Source organism: Microlunatus soli (assembly GCF_900105385.1).
Taxonomy (GTDB): domain Bacteria; phylum Actinomycetota; class Actinomycetes; order Propionibacteriales; family Propionibacteriaceae; genus Microlunatus; species Microlunatus soli.
In genome coordinates, this window is record NZ_LT629772.1 from 5,682,580 (window position 1) to 5,700,718 (window position 18,139).

The 18,139-nt window shown below is 68.2% G+C and carries 16 protein-coding genes and 1 pseudogene; 10 read left to right on the top strand and 7 right to left on the bottom strand.

Annotation, left to right across the window (positions count from 1 at the left end; all coding sequences use genetic code 11):
* The first annotated feature begins 119 nt into the window (after positions 1-119).
* On the top strand, positions 120-734 hold the full coding sequence (locus BLU38_RS26050) for a DJ-1/PfpI family protein (protein WP_157683720.1): 615 nt from the start codon (positions 120-122) through the stop codon (positions 732-734).
* 86 nt (positions 735-820) lie between these two features.
* The gene (locus BLU38_RS26055; RefSeq protein ID WP_091529058.1) at positions 821-1,909 is read left to right on the top strand and encodes an NADH:flavin oxidoreductase/NADH oxidase; all 1,089 of its coding nucleotides are present in this window, start codon (positions 821-823) and stop codon (positions 1,907-1,909) included.
* Positions 1,910-1,970: 61 nt separating this feature from the next.
* Here the strand turns inward: BLU38_RS26055 and BLU38_RS26060 are convergent, their stop codons facing one another.
* The gene (locus BLU38_RS26060) at positions 1,971-2,795 is read right to left on the bottom strand and encodes a helix-turn-helix domain-containing protein (protein ID WP_231920045.1); all 825 of its coding nucleotides are present in this window, start codon (positions 2,793-2,795) and stop codon (positions 1,971-1,973) included.
* A 102-nt stretch (positions 2,796-2,897) separates the two neighbouring features.
* On the opposite strand from BLU38_RS26060, the gene BLU38_RS26065 reads away from it, so the two are divergent.
* Positions 2,898-5,558, top strand: coding sequence for a DNA translocase FtsK (locus tag BLU38_RS26065; protein ID WP_091529061.1), 2,661 nt, complete (start codon positions 2,898-2,900; stop codon positions 5,556-5,558).
* A gap of 53 nt (positions 5,559-5,611) precedes the next feature.
* Here BLU38_RS26065 and BLU38_RS26070 read toward each other — a convergent pair whose 3' ends face one another.
* The 4 genes from BLU38_RS26070 to BLU38_RS26085 all read right to left on the bottom strand — a co-directional run bounded on the left by BLU38_RS26070 (position 5,612) and on the right by BLU38_RS26085 (position 11,794).
* Positions 5,612-6,868 carry an MFS transporter gene (locus BLU38_RS26070; RefSeq protein ID WP_091529063.1) on the bottom strand — a complete coding sequence of 419 codons (1,257 nt, stop codon included), beginning with the start codon at positions 6,866-6,868 and terminating at the stop codon, positions 5,612-5,614.
* Positions 6,869-6,945: 77 nt separating this feature from the next.
* Positions 6,946-8,718, bottom strand: coding sequence for an ABC transporter ATP-binding protein (locus BLU38_RS26075; protein ID WP_231920046.1), 1,773 nt, complete (start codon positions 8,716-8,718; stop codon positions 6,946-6,948).
* Positions 8,719-8,720: 2 nt separating this feature from the next.
* On the bottom strand, positions 8,721-10,652 hold the full coding sequence (locus BLU38_RS26080) for an ABC transporter ATP-binding protein (protein ID WP_091529069.1): 1,932 nt from the start codon (positions 10,650-10,652) through the stop codon (positions 8,721-8,723).
* A gap of 95 nt (positions 10,653-10,747) precedes the next feature.
* Positions 10,748-11,794 carry an alpha/beta fold hydrolase gene (locus BLU38_RS26085; RefSeq protein ID WP_091529072.1) on the bottom strand — a complete coding sequence of 349 codons (1,047 nt, stop codon included), beginning with the start codon at positions 11,792-11,794 and terminating at the stop codon, positions 10,748-10,750.
* Positions 11,795-11,849: 55 nt separating this feature from the next.
* Between BLU38_RS26085 and BLU38_RS31070 the strand changes: the two genes are divergently transcribed.
* The 5 genes from BLU38_RS31070 (at position 11,850) to BLU38_RS26110 (ending at position 15,650) form a co-directional block, all read left to right on the top strand.
* On the top strand, positions 11,850-12,458 hold the full coding sequence (locus BLU38_RS31070; protein ID WP_197679869.1) for a TetR/AcrR family transcriptional regulator: 609 nt from the start codon (positions 11,850-11,852) through the stop codon (positions 12,456-12,458).
* 36 nt (positions 12,459-12,494) lie between these two features.
* Positions 12,495-13,958 carry a 30S ribosomal protein S12 methylthiotransferase RimO gene (gene rimO / locus BLU38_RS26095; protein WP_091529074.1) on the top strand — a complete coding sequence of 488 codons (1,464 nt, stop codon included), beginning with the start codon at positions 12,495-12,497 and terminating at the stop codon, positions 13,956-13,958.
* Positions 13,958-14,617 carry a CDP-diacylglycerol--glycerol-3-phosphate 3-phosphatidyltransferase gene (gene pgsA, locus BLU38_RS26100; protein ID WP_197680290.1) on the top strand — a complete coding sequence of 220 codons (660 nt, stop codon included), beginning with the start codon at positions 13,958-13,960 and terminating at the stop codon, positions 14,615-14,617. Before rimO ends, pgsA begins: the two co-directional genes overlap by 1 nt.
* Complete coding sequence (locus tag BLU38_RS26105; RefSeq protein WP_091529080.1) at positions 14,610-15,170, top strand: CinA family protein; 561 nt, start codon at positions 14,610-14,612, stop codon at positions 15,168-15,170. The genes pgsA and BLU38_RS26105 overlap by 8 nt, the downstream gene beginning before the upstream one ends.
* A gap of 171 nt (positions 15,171-15,341) precedes the next feature.
* Positions 15,342-15,650 (top strand): helix-turn-helix domain-containing protein, encoded by a 309-nt coding sequence (locus BLU38_RS26110; RefSeq protein WP_091533174.1) that lies wholly within the window; start codon positions 15,342-15,344, stop codon positions 15,648-15,650.
* Between the two features lie 69 nt (positions 15,651-15,719).
* On the opposite strand, the pseudogene BLU38_RS32440 reads toward BLU38_RS26110, so the two are convergent.
* Positions 15,720-16,064, bottom strand: a pseudogene (locus BLU38_RS32440) (VOC family protein); the annotation flags it as partial.
* Between the two features lie 33 nt (positions 16,065-16,097).
* A complete protein-coding gene (locus BLU38_RS26120; RefSeq protein WP_091533177.1) occupies positions 16,098-16,427 on the bottom strand; it encodes a YdeI/OmpD-associated family protein in 330 nt (109 codons plus the stop codon).
* A 63-nt stretch (positions 16,428-16,490) separates the two neighbouring features.
* Here BLU38_RS26120 and BLU38_RS26125 point away from each other — a divergent pair, with 63 nt between their 5' ends.
* Both BLU38_RS26125 and BLU38_RS26130 read left to right on the top strand, forming a co-directional pair.
* A complete protein-coding gene (locus BLU38_RS26125; protein ID WP_091529083.1) occupies positions 16,491-17,465 on the top strand; it encodes a helix-turn-helix transcriptional regulator in 975 nt (324 codons plus the stop codon).
* A 51-nt stretch (positions 17,466-17,516) separates the two neighbouring features.
* Entirely contained in the window at positions 17,517-18,134 is a 618-nt protein-coding gene (locus tag BLU38_RS26130; RefSeq protein ID WP_091529086.1) for a TetR family transcriptional regulator, read from the top strand.
* Positions 18,135-18,139: the final 5 nt, after the last annotated feature.

An 18,139-nucleotide genomic window follows, 5' to 3' on the forward strand; every position in this document is an offset into this window, starting at 1 on the left:
GTCTCGCGTTTGGCGTCGTTGACGAGAGTATTCGGCGCAGTCGCAGTGTCGAGACGGTCCGGTCCCGCCCGGGCACTATTCGGTTGCGGGCGACTCACTGGGTGGCAACGATGACGACCATGAGCTTGCGCCTCCAGATCGTCGTGTTCGACGGGTTCGATGAGATCGACGTGTTCGGGCCGTACGAGATGTTGTCCGTCCCCGGCATCGCCGTCGAGCTGGCAACGGTCGGCGGATCGACGACGGTCCGCTCGATGCGTGGCATCGTGATCGAACCGGAGACGACCCTCGACCGCTGCGACGGGATCATCGTTCCGGGCGGTGGTTGGGGCAACCGGGCCGACGCCGGCGCCTGGGGTGAGGCACAGCGCGGCGATCTCGCGGCCCGGTTGATCGAGCTGGAGCCGGACATGCCGTGGATCGCCTCGGTCTGCAGTGGCGGCATGCTGCTGGCCTCGGCCGGTTTGTTGGCCGGCAGGCCGGCGACCACCAATCGCAGCTGCTACGACGACCTCCGCCCGTTGGTCGGCGAGGTGATCGACGAGCGGGTTGTCGACGACGGCAATCGGATCACCGCCGGTGCACTGTTCTGTGGCGCCGACCTCGGCCTGTGGATCATCGAACGCGAGCTCGGCACAGCAGCGGCCGATCGGGCGGCAGCCGGCAAGGCGTATCAGCGGCAGGGGAGGGTCTGGCATTCCGGCAACCACCCGATCGTGACGCGCTCGGAATAGCGGGCGACGGCACGAGGTTGGGGCAGTTGTCCGGCACTGTGCGCCGGGCCGAGATCTTTTCGTCCCGATGAAGGAGTTCCGCCCCGATGAGCCTGCTGTTCGAGCCGTACCAGTTGCGTTCGGTCACCTTCCCCAATCGGATCTGGGTGGCGCCGATGTGTCAGTACAGCGCGGCATCGGAAGGTACCGCGACCGGGGTTCCGAACGACTGGCACTTCGCCCATCTCGCAGCCCGGGCAACCGGTGGCGCCGGACTGGTGATGACCGAGGCGACCGCGGTCAGCGCGGTCGGCAGGATCAGCCCGCAGGACCTGGGGATCTGGAACGACCAGCAGGCCGACGCATTCACCCGGATCACCTCCTTCATCGGCTCCCAGGGCGCGGTGCCGGCGATCCAGCTGGCGCATGCCGGACGCAAGGCATCCACCGCGCAACCGTGGAACGGTGGCGGCCCGGTCGGGCCCGACGACGGCGGTTGGCAGCCGGTCGGGCCGAGCCCGGTGCCGTTCAGCGACGGCTTCCCGACGCCCCATGAGCTCACCGTCGACGAGATCGCCGAGATGGTGGCGCAGTTCCGTACCGCAGCCGCCCGAGCGCTGGCCGCCGGATTCCGGGTCGCCGAGGTGCACGGCGCCCACGGCTATCTGGTTCATCAGTTCCTGTCGCCGGTCAGCAATCGGCGGACCGATGACTACGGCGGCAGCTTCGACAACCGGATCCGGCTCGCTCTGGAGATCACCGATGCGGTGCGCTCGGTCTGGCCCGAAGAGCTGCCGGTGTTGTTCCGGGTGTCGGCGACCGATTGGCTGGCCGACGGCGCCGGTCCGGCCTGGACCGCCGATGAGACCGTCGAGCTGGCCCGCCGACTGAAACAGCACGGTGTCGATCTGATCGACACCTCCAGTGGTGGCAACGTCGCCGGTGTCAGTATCCCGCTGGAGCCCGGCTACCAGGTCCCGTTCGCCAGCCGGATCCGAGACGAGGCAGGGATCCCGGCGGGCGCGGTCGGGCTGATCACCGAGCCGGTCCAGGCGGAGAAGATCATCGCCGACGGCGAGGCCGACGTCATCCTGCTGGCCCGCGAGTTGCTCCGTGACCCGTATTGGCCGTTGCATGCCGCCCGTGAGCTCGGCGGTGAGATCAGGGTCCCCGAACAGTACGCCCGGGCCTTCTGAACTCGAAGCCTCACCCGAACGGGCGAATCGACCCGGGCCGGGGACCGGTCCGTGCGCAGGTTCAGCTCGGCTCGTCGGCCGGGATCGGTCGGCGGCGGTAGGCGCGCGGGCTGAGGCCGTACTGCCGCTTGAACCGGGCGGAGAAGTAGAGCGGGTCGGCGTACCCGACCTCGGCGGCCACCGCACCGACCGGCCGGGACGTCAGGTCGAGCAACTGCGCGGCCAACAGCATCCGGCGCTGCTCGACGAACCCCAACGGGCTCAGCCCGAGTTGGCTGCGGAACAGATGTGAGATTCGCGACTCCGACAGGTCGACGATCCGGGCCAGGTCGGCCAGCGTCCACTGCCGCCGCAGATCCTCCTCCACCGTCCGGACGACATCGCGGACCCGGGGATCGAGCGGTTGGGTGAGCGGATTGGCCAGGTCACACCACAACAGGGCCGCCTCCAGCCGATTCAGACCGAGCAGGCCGCTCTGCCGCAGCAGACTGTGACTCCAGCGGACAGCGTCGGCCAGATTGGTCTCCACCTGTTCGCGGATGTTGCCGTCGACGGTCAGCTGGTGCAGGCCGGGGGAGAGCGCAGGCCAGTCCAGCAGCGATCGCCAATCGCTGCGGGCCCGGAAGTGGGCGAAGTAGAACTGCCAGCGGCCGGCGTCCGGGTCGGTCCGGTAGTCGTGCGGGGTCCCGGGTGTGATCAGCGTGACCTGGCCGGGCTCCGCCCGATGAACCTGCTCGCCGTCGCCGAAACGGCCGGCGCCGGCCAGGGTGTGGATCAGCAGCCAGTCGTCGGTGCCACGGGAGCGGAACGTCGCATAATCGGCGTCCTCGTCGAAATGACCGGCCGAGATGCGCACATAGACCGGGATGATCGCCTCGCTGCGCACCCCGCGAGCTTATCGAGGCGTAGTGGCCGGCACGGCGATATTCCGCCCCGGGCGGCGTGTAGACGAAGAGCCTGACCGGCCCGATGGCGTACGTTATGAGGCATGGCGACCCGCGCGTCTTCCCCAGCGCGGACTCGTACCTCCAGCTCCGCGTCCGCGCGGGGCGGGTCGACTTCGCGCTCGCCCGGAAGCAAGAAACCCACCAGCCGTAAGTCGGCGACCCCTCGTAAGGGTTCCTCCCCGCGGAATCAGCCGCGCAAGCAGCGGCCGGACCGCCCGTCCGCGGGTGCAGTGATCGGACGTGGCCTGCGCGGCGCCTGGATGGGGGTCGCCCATGCCGTCGGAGGCGGTGCCCGCAAGGTCGGCACCGGCCGCGACGAGATCGATCCCGCGCTGCGCCGCGACGGTGCCGGGCTGCTGATGATCGCGATGGCGATCGTGGTCGCCGCCCAGTTCTGGTGGGGCTTGCCGAACCCGGTCGGCAACTGGGTGCAGGTCGGCGTCACGAGCGTGATCGGAACGCTGGCCTACGCTTCGCCGATCCTGCTGGCCGCGATGGCCTGGCGGACCTTGCGACATCCCGATCACAACGGCCCCGGCGGACGCCAGTTCGTCGGCTGGAGTGCTGCGCTGCTCGGTCTGCTCGGATTGATCAACCTGGCGCAGGGGCTGCCCCGGCCGAACGACCCGGAGAAGCTGCGGGCCGCCGGCGGCGTCCTCGGGTTCATCTCCTCCTCGCTGTTGCACGACCTGCTGAAGACCAACTTCGTCGTGGTGCCGCTGCTGGTGCTGCTGATGATGTTCGGCGTGGTGGTGATCATCGGTATTCCGCTGCACGAGATGCCGTCGCGGTTCGCCGACCTGCGTGATCGGATGATGCCGGGACGGGTGATCGACGGCGAGGTCGTGGAGGAGCCGGAGTACGACACCGACCAGGCCTACGACACCCCGATGATCACCGACGGACGCAAGTCCCGTCGGAAGAAGAAGGACAAGGACGAGCAGCCGCAGGCGATCGGCGACCGGGTCGACCTGGTCGAGGACACCGGGAGCCAGGACACGCCGGAGCAGACCGGCGACGGCGGGACCGACGTCGAGCCCTTGACCGACGACGATGCGCGGACAGCGGATCAGGAGCAGCCGCAGACGCCGGAACCGGTCGTCGCCGATCGTGGCCCGGTGACCGCCGGGCTGCCGCCGGGCTTCCACGTCCGCGGCGAAGAGGACGACGACGCCGAGCTGGAACCGCCGCAGCACACGCCGCCGCCGCAACGGGTGGAGCAACTGCAGCTCTCCGGCGATGTCCAGTACCTGTTGCCGGATTCCGCAGAGCTCAAGCAGGGAACGGTTCCGCGAGCTCGGACCGAGGCCTCCGACGGAGTCGTCGGACGGCTGACCGGCGTCTTCGAACAGTTCAACATCGACGCCCAGGTCACCGGCTACAGCCGGGGACCGACCGTGACCCGCTACGAGGTCGAGCTCGGCCCGGCGGTCAAGGTGGAGAAGGTCACTGCGCTGAGCAAGAACATCGCCTACGCGGTGGCCTCGAACGAGGTCCGGATCCTGTCCCCGATCCCGGGCAAGTCCGCGATCGGCATCGAGATCCCCAACACCGACAAGGAGATCGTCTCCCTCGGTGACGTGCTGCGGTCCAACACCGCGCGCAATGATCAACATCCGATGACCGTCGGGATGGGCAAGGACGTCGAGGGCGGCTTCGTGATCGCCAACATGTCCAAGATGCCGCACCTGTTGGTGGCCGGTGCGACCGGCGCCGGCAAGTCGGTCTTCATGAACTCCTTGATCACCTCGATCCTGATGCGGGCGACACCCGACGAGGTCCGGATGCTGCTGGTCGACCCGAAGCGGGTGGAGTTGTCGATCTACGAGGGCATCCCGCATCTGGTGACCCCGATCATCACCGCGCCGAAGAAGGCCGCCGAAGCGTTGCAGTGGGTGGTCCGCGAGATGGACATGCGCTACGACGACCTGGCGCACTTCGGGTTCCGGCATGTGAACGACTTCAACAAGGCGGTCCGGGCCGGGACGGTGACGCCACCGGAGGGCTCGGAGCGCAAGCTGGAGCCGTACCCGTACCTGCTGGTGATCGTCGACGAGCTGGCCGATCTGATGATGGTCGCGCCCCGCGACGTCGAGGATTCGATCGTACGGATCACCCAGCTCGCCCGAGCTGCCGGCATCCACCTGGTGCTGGCCACCCAGCGGCCGAGTACCGACGTGGTGACCGGTCTGATCAAGGCCAACGTGCCGAGCCGGCTGGCGTTCGCCACGTCGTCGATGACCGACTCCCGGGTGATCCTGGACTCCCCGGGTGCGGAGAAACTCGTCGGCCAGGGCGATGCGCTGTTCCTGCCGATGGGAGCCGGCAAACCGGTCCGGATCCAGGGCGCCTGGGTCGGCGAGTCGGAGATCCGCAAGGTCGTCTCGCACGTCACCGAGCAGCTGAAACCGCAGTATCGCGAGGATGTCGTCCAGGCACCGGCGGCCAAGAAGGTCGCCGAGGACATCGGGGACGATCTCGAACTGGTGCTGCAGGCTGTCGAACTGGTGGTCACCCTGCAGCTCGGCTCGACGTCGATGCTGCAGCGCAAGTTGCGGGTCGGCTTCGCCAAGGCCGGTCGACTGATGGACATCCTGGAGACCCGCGGCATCGTCGGTCCGTCGGAGGGCTCCAAGCCACGTGACGTGCTGGTCAAGCCCGATGATCTGGACGCGGTGCTGGAGAACCTCCGAGCCGGCTGATCACACTTCACCGACGACTCGGCCGACGGACCGGGCCGGGACGCGATCCCGGCTCAGGTCAGTTCGGTGCCCTTGCGTTCGGGGATCAGGAACATCGCCAGGAACGCCAGCACATAGATGCTGGACAACAGCGCGAGGGCGAAGCCGAAGCCGTTGGCGCTGGCCACCAGGGCGATCAGGAACGGCGCGAAGCCGCCGATCCCGCGGCCGACGTTGAACAGCACGTTCTGCGCGGTCGCCCTGGCCCGGGTCGGATACAACTCGGCCATCAGGGCGCCGTAGCCGCCGAGCATCCCGTTGGCGAACAGGCCCATCACGAAGCCGCCGATCAGGATCGCGGTCGGATCGTGCAACTGGCTGTAGATCAGCACCGACGCCGCGGCGCCGAGCTGGAAGATCCGGAACGTCGGTCGACGGCCGACCCGGTCGGCCAGCTGCCCGAAGGTGATGATCCCGGTCATCATGCCGAGCACGGTGACCGCGGTCCACAACGCCGACGACGTCAGGTCCAGGCCGACGTTCTTGGCCAGGTAGGTGGGCAGCCAGCTGATGATGCCGAAGTAGCCGAAATTCTGCACCGAGGTCAAGATGATCATCGCCACCGTGTAGCCCACGGTGGCTCGGTCGGCGACCAGATAACTCAGTCTCAGCCGCTGCCGGCCGACCGGGCCGTCCTGCTGACGCTGCAGGAAGGTCGGCGACTCCGGCAGCTGCTTGCGGATGATGATCGCCGCCACCGCGGGGAGCACGCCGACGACGAAGAGTCCGCGCCAGCCGAACACGGCGATGATCGGCGCCGACACCAGAGCAGCGGCCAGAACACCGCACTGGAAGCCGATCCCGACCCAGGAAGTGGCCCGGGCCCGGAGCCGCGCCGAGGTCGCCTCGGCGGCCAGCGTCATGCCGATCCCGAATTCACCACCGATCCCGATGCCGGCGACGAAACGGTACGCCGCCAGGTCGTAGTAACCCTGGGCGAGCGCCGACAGACCGGTGAAGACGGCGAAGAAGATCACCGAGTAGGTCAGCATCCGGACCCGGCCATAGCGGTCGCTGAGGATGCCGAACACGATGCCGCCGAGCACCGCACCCAGCAAGGTCACCGTGGTCAGGCTGCCGGCCTGCGGGTCGGACAGACCGAGCGAGCTGATGATGCCACCGAGCGCGAAACTCAAGATCAACAGGTCGAAGCCGTCCAGCCCGTAGCCGACGGCGGCAGCCAGCACCGCGCCCCGACCGTAGCGGGTCCAGCCCGTCGCCGTGCTCGGCGCATCGTCGACGAGCCCCTCCGGCATACCCTCAGCACTCATCGGCCAACTCCCTCTCAAAAGCCCCGGGAGATCCTGCTACACGATCTCGTCGTGTGCCAAGCTGAACCAAGCCGGACTCAGCGGTAGCCGCGGGCCTGCAGGTCGTAGAGCTCGGCGTAATGGCTGCCCCGGGAGTACAACTCGGCATGGGTCCCGATCTCGGCCACCGAGCCGTCCCGGAGAACGATCACCAGGTCGGCCGCCGCGACCGTGGAGAAGCGGTGGGTGACCAGCAGTGTGACGCCACCATGACCGCCGGTCCGGCGAGCCGCCTCGGCGTACCGTTCGAACAGCGCGTGCTCGGTGCCGGCGTCCAGCGCGGCCGTCGGCTCGTCCAACACCAGCAGCAGCGGGGAATCGCGCATCATGCCGCGGGCGATGGCCAGTCGCTGCCATTGGCCTCCGGACAGCTCCACGCCGTCCGGCCAGGTGGTGCCCAGTTGGGTGTCCAGACCTGATGGCAGCGCCGTCAGGACGTCGGTGGCCGCAGCCTCGTCGAGGGCGTCCCGGACGGCCGGCCGGTCGTCAAGATCGTCCAGATTGCCGACACCGATCGACTGTTGGGCGCTGAATTCCAGCCGGGCGTAGTCCTGGAAGGCGCCCGACATTCGTGATCGCCACTGCGCGATGTCGAACTGTTCAAGATCAACACCGTCGACCAGCACCGAACCCGTGGTCGGTCTGAGCATCCCGGTCAGCAGCCCGATCAGGGTGGACTTGCCGGCGCCGTTCTCGCCGACCACGGCGACCACCGCACCGGCAGGCAGTTCGAGGTCGACGTCAGTCAGGGTGGGGGAGTCCGCACCGGGATAGGTGTAGCCGAGACCGACGGTGCTGATCCCCGTGCTGAGCCGATCCGGTGGTGTCGTCGTGCCGCGCTGTCGTGCGGCCTGGGCGGCGGTGTAATCGCGCAACCACAGGAACCGTCCGCCGTCGTCACTGACCCGGACCAGCATCCGGATCGACCACTGCAGCGACTCGCTGATCATCTGCAGCCGGGTGATCAGCGTGGCGGCGAGGACGAAGTCGGCGATGGACACCTGACCGCGGATGGTGTCGATCAACATCCAGCCCAGCACGATGACCGCGACGACGAAGAAGATCACGTTGCCGGCACTTTCCAGCAGGCCCTGCCGGCGGGCCAGGCCGACCCGCCGGTCCAGCCATCCCCGGGTCGCGGTCGCGGTCGCGTCCCGTAGCCAGTTCTGCAGGCCGAAGACCCGGACCTCGGCACCCGGTCCGGGCTCGGTCGCCAATCCCAGCAGATGCTTGACGTGGCGGCTGGGCTGGGCCGCGGCGTCGTCGGTCGCGGTCTGCCACCGGGTGGTCCAGCGGGTGCTGAGCACCACCGGCAGTCCGGCCAGCACGACCAGCAACATCCTCGGATCGGCGGTCAGCGCCAACACCAGGGTGCCGACGCCGGTGACGGCGGCGCGCAAGGCGTTCAACACGCCGTTGAAGGCGAAGCCGAGTTGGCCCTGATGATCACGCAGCGTCTGTGCACGGTCCTGATACTCCGCGCTCTGCAGATGATCCAGCGTGGCGATCGAGGAGGTCAGCCGAGAGATCTCGGTGTCGAACCAGAAGCCGACCCGTTCGTACTGGGATACCCGGGCGTTGTTGCCGATGATCATCAGCACCACCACCACGGTCAGCGATCCGACCAGGCAGCAGACCGCCCGCAACACCAGCGCAGGGTCGCGTTCGATCGCGCCGGTGATCAACCAGGCGATGAAGAGCGGCTGCAGCAGCCCGGCCGCATTGCTGAGCGTCTCGAGCAGGCAGACCGCACTCTGCCAGGGACTGACCCGGATCGACGCCGCGATCACCAGCCAGACGGATCTGATCATGGTCAGCATGGGAGTTCCTCATTGTCGGTCGCATCGGCCCCGGAGGCCGCCACGAATCGGCTGGCCTGCAGGGTGAACATGTCGGCGTAGCGACCGCCGCGCTCGAGCAGTTGATCATGGCTGCCGTCCTCGACGATCCGGCCGTTGTCGATCACCACGATCCGGTCGGCATGGCGGACCGAGCTGAGTCGGTGACTGACCAGCACCGTGGTCATCCCTCGGGTGACCTCCAGGAACCGGTCGAAGAGGTGCGCCTCGGCACGAACGTCGAGTGCTGCCGTCGGCTCGTCCAACACCAGCACGCCGGAGCCGCCGGCGATCGCCGCCAGGGCTCGGGCGAGCGCGACCCGCTGCCACTGGCCACCGGAAAGGTCGGTGCCGCCGCGATACTCCCCGGACAACACCGTGTCCCAATTGCCGCCCAGTCGGTCCAGGATGTCGTCGCCGGCGGCATCATGCAGCGAGCGGCTGACCACGGCCTCGGTATCGGGTGCTCCACGCGCACCGAGGGCGACATTCTCCTTCAGCGACAGCTGATAGCGGACGAAGTCCTGGAAGATCACCGCCACCCGTTCTCGGGCGCGCCGGTCGGCGGCCGGCGCGGCGTCGTCGATCCGGATGCTGCCGGCATCGGGACGGTACAGCCCGCAGAGCAGCTTGATCAGGGTCGACTTGCCGGCACCGTTGACACCGACGATGGCGATCGACTGCCCGGCGGGCACCTCCAGGTCCAGGCCGGAGAAGATCGGCGTCTGTCGGCTCGGGTAGCCGAAGTGGAGATCTTCGATCCGGATCCGAGCCGGCCTCGTCGGCTGATCATCGGCCACCGGTGCTGGCCGCGGCGTCGGGTCCGGGGCCGGCGACAGGCCGGGCAGTCCGACCTCGATCCGGGCCCGACGAAGTCGGTCGGTGGTGGCGATCGCCTGGGTGCAGAGCACCTGCTCGTCGCCGAGCATGCCGATGGCCTGTAGGCCCATCGAGGCACCGACCAGAGCAGTTGCTGTGCCTGCTGGGACGATCCCGGTCCAGGTCTCCCAGCCGAGCACGCCGTAGAACGCGACGGCGCACAGCAACATCACCACCGTCGTGGCGATCACCGGCCGGATGGTCCGGTTGCGGCGTCGCCAGACGTCGACCATCGCCTGCTGCCAGAGCCGGCCGTAGCGTTCGATCATCCACTGCGGCAGGCCGAACAGTCGGATCTCCTTTGCTGCGTTGCCTTTCATCAAGACGTCGAACAGGTAACTGGCTCGGCGGCGCTGCATCGGTGGTTCGAGTGCCATGTCGGCGAAGATCGCCAGCAGCCAGGCCGTCAACGCGCGACCGGTGGTGAGATAGCCGATCGCCAGCAGGACCGCGGCCCACCAGTGCCAGTCGGCGATGACGGCGAACGCGCCGATACCACTCAGCCTCGTCTGCAGCACCGTCCAGGTTGCGCCGATGCCTTCCAGATAGGTCCATTCGCCGATCGCCTGCACCATCCGATGCAGTCGTCGTGCTGCGGTCGGATCCTCCAACTGCTCGATCCCGTCCGGGGCGCTGGCGAACTCGCTGGTCAACGCGCCGACCCGGGCCACCGCGGCGGACATGATGTGCTGGCTCAGCACGCTGACCGCGGCGCCGGAGACCGGTGGGATCAGGAAGCTCACCGCAAGCCAGGCCATCCAGCGCAGCCCTTGCTCGAGGTCGCCCGATCCGTCGGCGGCTGCGGTGGCAGCTCCGACCACCTTGCCCAACAGCACGATCCCGGCGGTGGACGCCGCTGCACCGACCAGGGTCAGCGACAGCGCGGCGATCACCGCCGCTGGAGCCGACCGCCAGACGAGCTCGGCATGACCGAGATAGGAGCGACCGACGCCGACCGTGGTAGCGACCCACCGTCGGAACCGACCGGCCGGGGCGCGCTCCGCTGCGGCGAGAGTGGAGGAGGTCATGGCGTCATCGTGGCACCATGATGACGCCACGTCAATACTGAATTGACGTCAGAATTGAGTCACATGACGTCATTCCCGTCGTCGACGGGTGCTGATCAGCCGATCCGGTCCATGAAGGCCACCAATTCGGCGTTGATCTCCGCCGGCCGTTCCATCGGCAGTGAATGGGAGGCGCCCGGCCAGCTCCGAATGCTGATCCCGGCGACCAGCCGACGGGCCCGTGCCACGGCCTTGTCGGGGTCACCGTTCACTGCGCTGTCGGCTGCCATCGCGGCGTACACCGGGAAGCTGATCGACCGCAGCTGGGGGTCGCTGAACCGGCTCGGGAACGAGCGATGGGAGACGAAATGCTGATTGCCGAGGGCGACCATCCGCGTCAACGGATCGTTCCGGTCGATCTGCTCGGTGCCGCCGATGTCGGCCAGCGCGGCGTCGCGCCACGAATCCGGCAGCAACGGAAGGGTGAAGGCCAGCGACCGGACGACGACGGAGGCGCGGATCGGTCCGAACGTCTGCACCGGGTCGAGCAGGCTCAACGAGGCGACGCGTCCCGGATATCTGATCGCGAAGTTCGTCGCGGACCAGCCGCCGAAGGAGTGGCCGACGATGTGGGCCTTCTTGATCTTGAGTCCGGCCAGGGCTTGCTCGACCCACGCGGCCTGAGCTGCGGCGGAGTCCAGCGGCACGGACTGGATCGAGCGGCCGGCGTCGCCGAGCGCGTCCAGCGCATAGACCGGGCGGTGCCGGACCAGGCCGCTGAGGTTGATCTGCCACATCGGCGTCCCCGACCCCCAGCCCGGGAGCAGCACGATCGGCGTCGTGTCGGTGTTGGTCCGACGATCCTCGACGGTCGGGCTGGCGAACAGGTAGCCGCGGACGGTGCCGAAGTCGGTCGGCACGTCGTACGCCCGGTGGGATGGCATCGCCGCCAGTGCCTCGTCGTAGGCGGACAGGTAGGCGAGCCGCCCCGCCTGGCTGCGCCAGGACCCGATACCCCCGGAATCCCGGGTGCCGATCAGGACGACATTGGCCAGCAGTGAGACGGCCAGCGCTCCGATCACCAGTCGTCGGCGATGACGGCCCGGCTCCCGGCGATGGCCGCTCGTGGTGGGATCCGGCTCGGTCAGGGGGTCTCGACTCATCGCAATACAGTTGCATCGCAAAGTTTGCAATGCAAGTGCATGGCATAATTTCGTCGTGCCCCGAGTCGTCGACCACCAGCAGCGCCGCGCCGAGATCGTCCATGCCGTCTGGCAACTGATCGCTCGGCGGGGGATTGCCGGCGTCACCCTGCGCGCCGTTGCGGCCGAGGCGGAGATCTCGATGGGGCGGGTGCAGCACTACTTCTCCTCCCGGGAGGAGTTGGTGCTGCACGGCTGCCGGATGATGTTGGACGGTGCACAGGAGGCGCTGGCCCGGAACACCGACGACCTGACGCCCTGGCAGGAACTGTGCGTACTGGTGCGGCACAGCATTCCGCAGACGCCGGAGTTCGCCGTCGGCACGATCGTGTGGAACGCCTACATCGCGCTGGCGGTCGACTCGCCGGCGATCGCCGATCTGGTCCGACGCGCCCATCGCGACGGCGTCGAACGCGCCCGGGACCTGCTCGTCGCCGCCCAGGCCGACGGGACGGTCCGCGACGATCTCGATCCGCGGCGGACCGGGCAGCGGCTGCTGGCCCTGTCGGAGGGGTACGGCGTCCGGGTACTGGCCGGCAGTCTGGACGCAGCAGAGGCACTCGACGTCGTCGACGCCGAGCTGCGCGGGCTGCTGGACGCCAACGGCACCTCGGCCGAGCGATGACGACCAACGGCCCCGGTGTTGACATACTGGCCAGTGATGAGCACCGATTCCCTCGCCCCGGGCACCCCGGCCGCCGATGATCTGACCAGTGTCCATCTCGTGACGCTGGGCTGTGCCCGCAACGAGGTCGACTCCGAAGAGCTTGCGGCGCGCCTCGCCGAGGGCGGGTTCCGGCTGGTCGACGACCCGCAGGGCGCCGATGCCGTGATGGTCAACACCTGCGGCTTCATCGAGAGCGCCAAGAAGGACTCGGTGGACACCCTGCTGGCCGCCTCCGATCTGAAGATCGACGGGCAGGCTCAGGCCGTGGTCGCCGTCGGCTGCATGGCCGAGCGCTACGGCAAGGACCTCGCCGACTCGTTGCCGGAGGCCGACGCCGTCCTCGGCTTCGACGACTACGACGACATCGCCGGCAAGCTGAACGCCATCCTGGCCGGCGAGCAGCACGTCCCGCATGTACCGACCGACCGCCGCAAGCTGTTGCCGGTCAGCCCGGTCGACCGACGCAACAGTGCGATCGCCACCCCCGGCATGCACACCGCCCCCGATCTGCCGAGCGACCTGGCGCCGGCCAGCGGCCCGCGCGCCCTGCGCCGTCGGCTCGGATCCGGGCCGAGTGCCCCTCTGAAAATGGCCTCGGGCTGCGACCGTCGCTGCAGCTTCTGCGCGATTCCACGCTTCCGCGGCGCCTACGTGTCCCGGACACCGGACGAGGTGGTCGCCGAGGCCCGTTGGTTGGCGACCCAGGGCGTACGGGAGGTCTTCCTGGTCAGCGAGAACTCCTCCTCCTACGGCAAGGACCTGGGCGACATCCGGCTACTGGAGAAGCTGCTCGGCCGGCTGTCCGAGATCGACGACCTGGACTGGATCCGGGTCTCCTACCTGCAGCCGGCCGAGATGCGACCCGGTCTGGTCGAGGCGATGACCAGCACCGCAAAGGTAGTGCCCTACTTCGACCTGTCCTTCCAACACGCCTCGGCCGATGTGCTCCGCCGGATGCGCCGCTTCGGTGACCCGGAGTCCTTCCTGGGCCTGATCGCCAGCATCCGGGACCGGGCGCCGCAGGCGGGGATCCGGTCCAACGTGATTACCGGCTTCCCCGGCGAGACAGCCGAGGACGTCCAGACCTTGGCTGATTTCCTGACCGAGGCAAGACTGGATGCGATCGGGGTCTTCGGCTACTCCGACGAATCGGACACCGAGGCGATCGGCATGGATCACAAGATCAGCGAGGACGAGATCGAACGACGCCGTGCCGAGATCGCCGACCTGGCCGAGGAACTCGTCGCCCAACGCGCCGAGGAGCGGATCGGTGAGCGGGTGACGGTGTTGATCGAATCGGAGGAGGACGGCGAATCGATCGGCCGGGCCGAACACCAGGGCCCTGAGGTCGACGGCGTGGTCCGGCTGCCGCAGGTCAGGGCCGCCGAGATCGGTGACCTGGTCGAGGCCGTGGTCACCGGCAGCGAGGGTGTCGATCTGATCGCCGAGGTCGGATGATGAGCTCGTCGGCGGCCGGGCCGCAGCGCCCCAACGGACCCGAGGATCGGTCCACGTCGAAGCCGTCGTCACTCAATGTCCCCAACGCGCTGACCGCGTTCCGGCTGGTGCTGGTGCCGGTCTTCGCGATCGTGCTGCTCAGCCATCCGCACGACCCGCTCTGGCGGATCGCCTCAGCGGTGATCTTCGTGGTGGCGATCTTCACCGACTTCCTGGACGGGCACCTGGCCCGTAAACATAACATCGTCACCACCTTCGGCAAGCTCGCCGATCCGATCGCCGACAAGGCGCTGACCGGGATGGCGTTCATCGGCCTGAGCATCATCGGGGAGCTGTGGTGGTGGGTCACCATCGTGATCTTGGTCCGCGAGTGGGGGATCACGCTGCTGCGCTTCGTGGTGCTCCGCTACGGCGTGATGGCCGCGCGCAAGGGCGGCAAGATCAAGACCGTGTTGCAGGCGGTGGCCTTGGGCTTGTTGCTGTTGCCGCTGCCCGGCCCGCTGCTGTGGGTCGGTTGGATCGTGATGGGCGCCGCGTTCGTGGTGACCGTGGTGACCGGTGTCGACTACCTGCTGGAGGCCAATCGGGTCCGCAAGGCAGCCCTTGCCGGGCAGGGATCCGGGGCCGGGCCGAGTGACGGGACGAGCGCCGATGAGTGACGTCGAGGACGGTGCGGGGCCGGACAGCGGCCAGGGCGAGGACCTGTACGAACTGGTCACCGAATTGATCGAGACGCTGTCGGCCAAGGGTGAGACGATCGCGACCGCGGAGTCGCTGACCGGCGGCCTGATCGGGGCGCGATTCACCGACGTCGCGGGCTCGTCCGCTGTCTACCGCGGCGGCGTGGTCAGCTATGCCACGGATCTGAAGGCGTCGCTGGCCGGCGTCCGGCAACAGACGTTGGCCGAGCACGGCGCGGTGTCGGCCCTGACCGCGGTCGAGATGGCGCTCGGGGTGGCTCGTCGGTGCGACGCCAGTTGGGGTGTCGCGGTCACCGGTGTCGCCGGCCCTGACGAGCAGGAAGGTCATCCTGTGGGCACCGTGTTCACCGCGGTCGTCCGGCGCACCGACGACCCCGATTTCGACGACGGCGAATCGGACAGCGTGGTCTGCGTCCGGGAACTGCGGCTACCGGGCGACCGTGCGGAGATCCGTGCCCAGACCGTACGGGCTGCGTTGCGCCAGGTGCGGCAGGTGTGCTCGCCGAACTGATCGGCACCGGAATGAATACCGGCTTCCGTGGCGTTGTCGTGGTGACACAGAGGGAAACTTGTTCTGTCCCACACATGGGGAACTGCGGGTCCCGATCAGGATGTGGAACATGACGCACCCCAAGGCCCAGGTTGAGGGGAAGTGATTCGGAGGGTGAGTAGAGTGGCTGTCATGGGAGAGGTCCAAACCGCGAAGTCGATCCTGCTGCGCGAGCTGATCGGCGAGACCCTTCGTGAGGAGCGCGCACTGCAGAGCAAGACGCTGCGGGAGATCTCCAAGGCCGCCCGGGTCAGCCTCGGTTACCTGTCCGAGGTCGAGCGCGGACAGAAGGAAGCATCCAGCGAGTTGCTGGCCGCCATCTGCGGTGCCCTCGATGTTCCGCTCTCGGTCATCCTCTCGGTAGTCAGCGAGAAGCTCGCCATCCACGAGCAGGTCGTCACCCCGCTGCCGGTCCGTCCGCTGGCCCAGGCCGCGGCCTGATCGCCACCCACGGGTGGCGATCACGTCGGCGTAGAGCGGGCTGTGGATCAGCCCCACGATGATTCCGAACGGGTCGATCACCGACGCGGTCTGCCATCCCTCGGCCCTGGTCGTGACCGGTTCCAACGACTCGGCTCCGCGCCCGATCAGTTCCGCGAACGCTGCCGCGACGTCGTCGGTCTGCCAGTACACGGTGCCACCCCCGACGGCCGCTGACAGGCCGTCGGGGCGATAGCTGCTGCTGATCAGCCCGAGTTCGTGCTGGAACGGGCCGATCCGGAACTCGGCATAGGCCGGATGGTCACGATCCGGCCGGACGAAGTACGGGCCGTAGCCGAGCAGGTCGGTGTACCAGGTGATCGCGGCCGGCAGGTCGTCGACGAAATGGGTGACGGTGGTGAATCCAGTGAACATGGCGGTTCTCCTCGTTCGGTCAGCGGGTCAGCGTCAGCGGGCTCGGGTGAATTCGGCAAGACCGGCGGGGCGCATCCGGCCGGCGGCGATCAACTGCGCAGCCAGTGTGAGGTTGGCCGCCGACCAGTGGCTGCCCTTGCGGCGCGGCGAGTAACGCTGCAGGAACCAGGTCTCGTCGACGCGGCGACGATGGCTGTCGATCCAGCCGAAGCAGAGGGCGACCTCGGTGGCCTCGTCCGGTCGGATCGACTCGATGCCGGAGTGCTTCTTGGCGGTCCGGATCCAGACCTCCTTCGTGGTGTCGTGGTGGGCCGCCAGCCAGGCTTCCCACTCGGCGGCGTTGCGTGCAGTGATCTCGTTCATGGGCACCAGCATTCCGCCGAAAGTGCTCACAGAATGAGCACTTTTCCGGGCAGTATGCAGAGTATGAGATCGATGCGGATGATCACCGCACTGCTGTTGATGCAGTCCCGCGGTCGGATCACGGCCGCCGAGTTGGCCGTCGAGCTCGAGGTGTCGGTCGCGACCGCGCGCCGCGACCTGGAGGCACTGTCGACGGCCGGGGTGCCGGTCTATCCGCAGCCGGGCCGCGGTGGCGGATGGTCACTCGTCGGAGGCGCCCGCACCGACCTGAGCGGGCTGACCGCGGCCGAAGCCCACGAGCTCTTCCTGCTGCTCGGCCCGGGCTCGGCGGATTCGGAGTTGGCGAGGTCGGCGGTGCGCAAGCTGCTCCGGGCCCTCCCCGGGACGTTCCAGGCCGACGCTGAGGCAGCGGCAGCAGCGGTCCGCACCGATGCCGCCTCCTGGGGCGACCTGGACCGGGAACGGCCCGCGCTGGTCGGACCACTGCAGCAAGCGATCATCGACCGGCACAAGATCATCATCGACTACCGCAGTCGAACCGGTTCGCCCGGACCGCGGACGGTCGCGCCGCTGGGCATGATCGACAAGGACGGCCGCTGGTACCTGATAGCGACCCCCGACGATGCCGGTGGCTCCCGGACCTACCGGGTCGATCGGATCGCCGATCTCACGGAGACTGAGGAGATCTTTCAACGACCGCAGGGATTCGACCTGGTGGCGAACTGGCGCGAGGTCGTCGACCGGATCGAGTCCGAACGCGGTCGAGTGTCGGCGACCGTGCTCGTCGATCGTTCCCGACTGTCTGCAATACGATCGCATTTCGGTCGGTACTTCAGGGTTGTCGATGATCGACTCCGAGCGCCAGCCGATCATGATCATGGACCCGAGCGGGTGACCGTGACGGTGGCTGCGCAGTCGGTTCGAGCCGTCGCCGAACAGCTTGCCGGTTGGACCGCGGTGTCGGAGGTGATCGGTCCTGCTCCGGTGCGTCATGAGCTGGCGGCGATCGGCGAGGAGCTGGCAGCGCGCTACGGATGACCCACGTGGTGTGCGCGTCGGCAGGGTCCTGGACTGGCACAATCGGCTGCCATGAGCGACGCCCAGCAGACCGACCAGCCGGCGTACCGTCGATCGGCGGGGACCGCTCGGGGGGAGGCGAGGCGACTGGAACTGCTGGACAAGGTCACCGACGATCTGGCGGACAACGGCTTGACCGACTACTCGTTGCGCCGGGCCGCCCGGGCCGCCGGCACCACCCACAAGGTGATCCTGTATCACTTCGACGGTCTGGAGGATCTGCTGGCCCAGGCCCTGACGAGGCTCCGGCGTCGCCGGGTCGACAACGTGCTCGCCGCAGCGATCCGCGAGCACGACACCTTGGCCGAGCGGATCCGTAGGGTCTGGCCGGTGCTCGCCGACGACGCCTCGGGGCTACGGGTGATCGATCAGGCGATCGGGCTGGCGATGTACGACCCCGAGCGCTACGCCCATCTGGCCACCGACGCGGCTGCGCAATATCTGGATGCCCTGCTGAAAATGTGCCCGGAATCGTGGTCGGCAGCGCGCAAGCGAGAGGTCGCGGAACTGATCCTGGCCACCATGCGTGGCTTCCTCGCCGAATGGCGCACCACCCGCGACGCGGAACGGATCGAGGCCGGGATGGCGGGTCTGATCCGAGCGCTGGAACGTGAGGAGGCAGCGGAGTAGAACCG

Bases quoted from the DNA above. Each gene is read 5' to 3' on its own strand.
- BLU38_RS26050 (WP_157683720.1), top strand. From the start codon at position 120: ATGAGCTTGCGCCTCCAGATCGTCGTGTTCGACGGGTTCGATGAGATC.
- BLU38_RS26055 (WP_091529058.1), top strand. From the start codon at position 821: ATGAGCCTGCTGTTCGAGCCGTACCAGTTGCGTTCGGTCACCTTCCCC.
- BLU38_RS26065 (WP_091529061.1), top strand. From the start codon at position 2,898: ATGGCGACCCGCGCGTCTTCCCCAGCGCGGACTCGTACCTCCAGCTCC.
- BLU38_RS26070 (WP_091529063.1), bottom strand. From the start codon at position 6,868: ATGAGTGCTGAGGGTATGCCGGAGGGGCTCGTCGACGATGCGCCGAGC.
- BLU38_RS26075 (WP_231920046.1), bottom strand. From the start codon at position 8,718: ATGATCAGATCCGTCTGGCTGGTGATCGCGGCGTCGATCCGGGTCAGT.
- BLU38_RS26080 (WP_091529069.1), bottom strand. From the start codon at position 10,652: ATGACCTCCTCCACTCTCGCCGCAGCGGAGCGCGCCCCGGCCGGTCGG.
- BLU38_RS26085 (WP_091529072.1), bottom strand. From the start codon at position 11,794: ATGAGTCGAGACCCCCTGACCGAGCCGGATCCCACCACGAGCGGCCAT.
- rimO (WP_091529074.1), top strand. From the start codon at position 12,495: ATGAGCACCGATTCCCTCGCCCCGGGCACCCCGGCCGCCGATGATCTG.
- pgsA (WP_197680290.1), top strand. From the start codon at position 13,958: ATGAGCTCGTCGGCGGCCGGGCCGCAGCGCCCCAACGGACCCGAGGAT.
- BLU38_RS26105 (WP_091529080.1), top strand. From the start codon at position 14,610: ATGAGTGACGTCGAGGACGGTGCGGGGCCGGACAGCGGCCAGGGCGAG.
- BLU38_RS26110 (WP_091533174.1), top strand. From the start codon at position 15,342: ATGGGAGAGGTCCAAACCGCGAAGTCGATCCTGCTGCGCGAGCTGATC.
- BLU38_RS26120 (WP_091533177.1), bottom strand. From the start codon at position 16,427: ATGAACGAGATCACTGCACGCAACGCCGCCGAGTGGGAAGCCTGGCTG.
- BLU38_RS26125 (WP_091529083.1), top strand. From the start codon at position 16,491: ATGAGATCGATGCGGATGATCACCGCACTGCTGTTGATGCAGTCCCGC.
- BLU38_RS26130 (WP_091529086.1), top strand. From the start codon at position 17,517: ATGAGCGACGCCCAGCAGACCGACCAGCCGGCGTACCGTCGATCGGCG.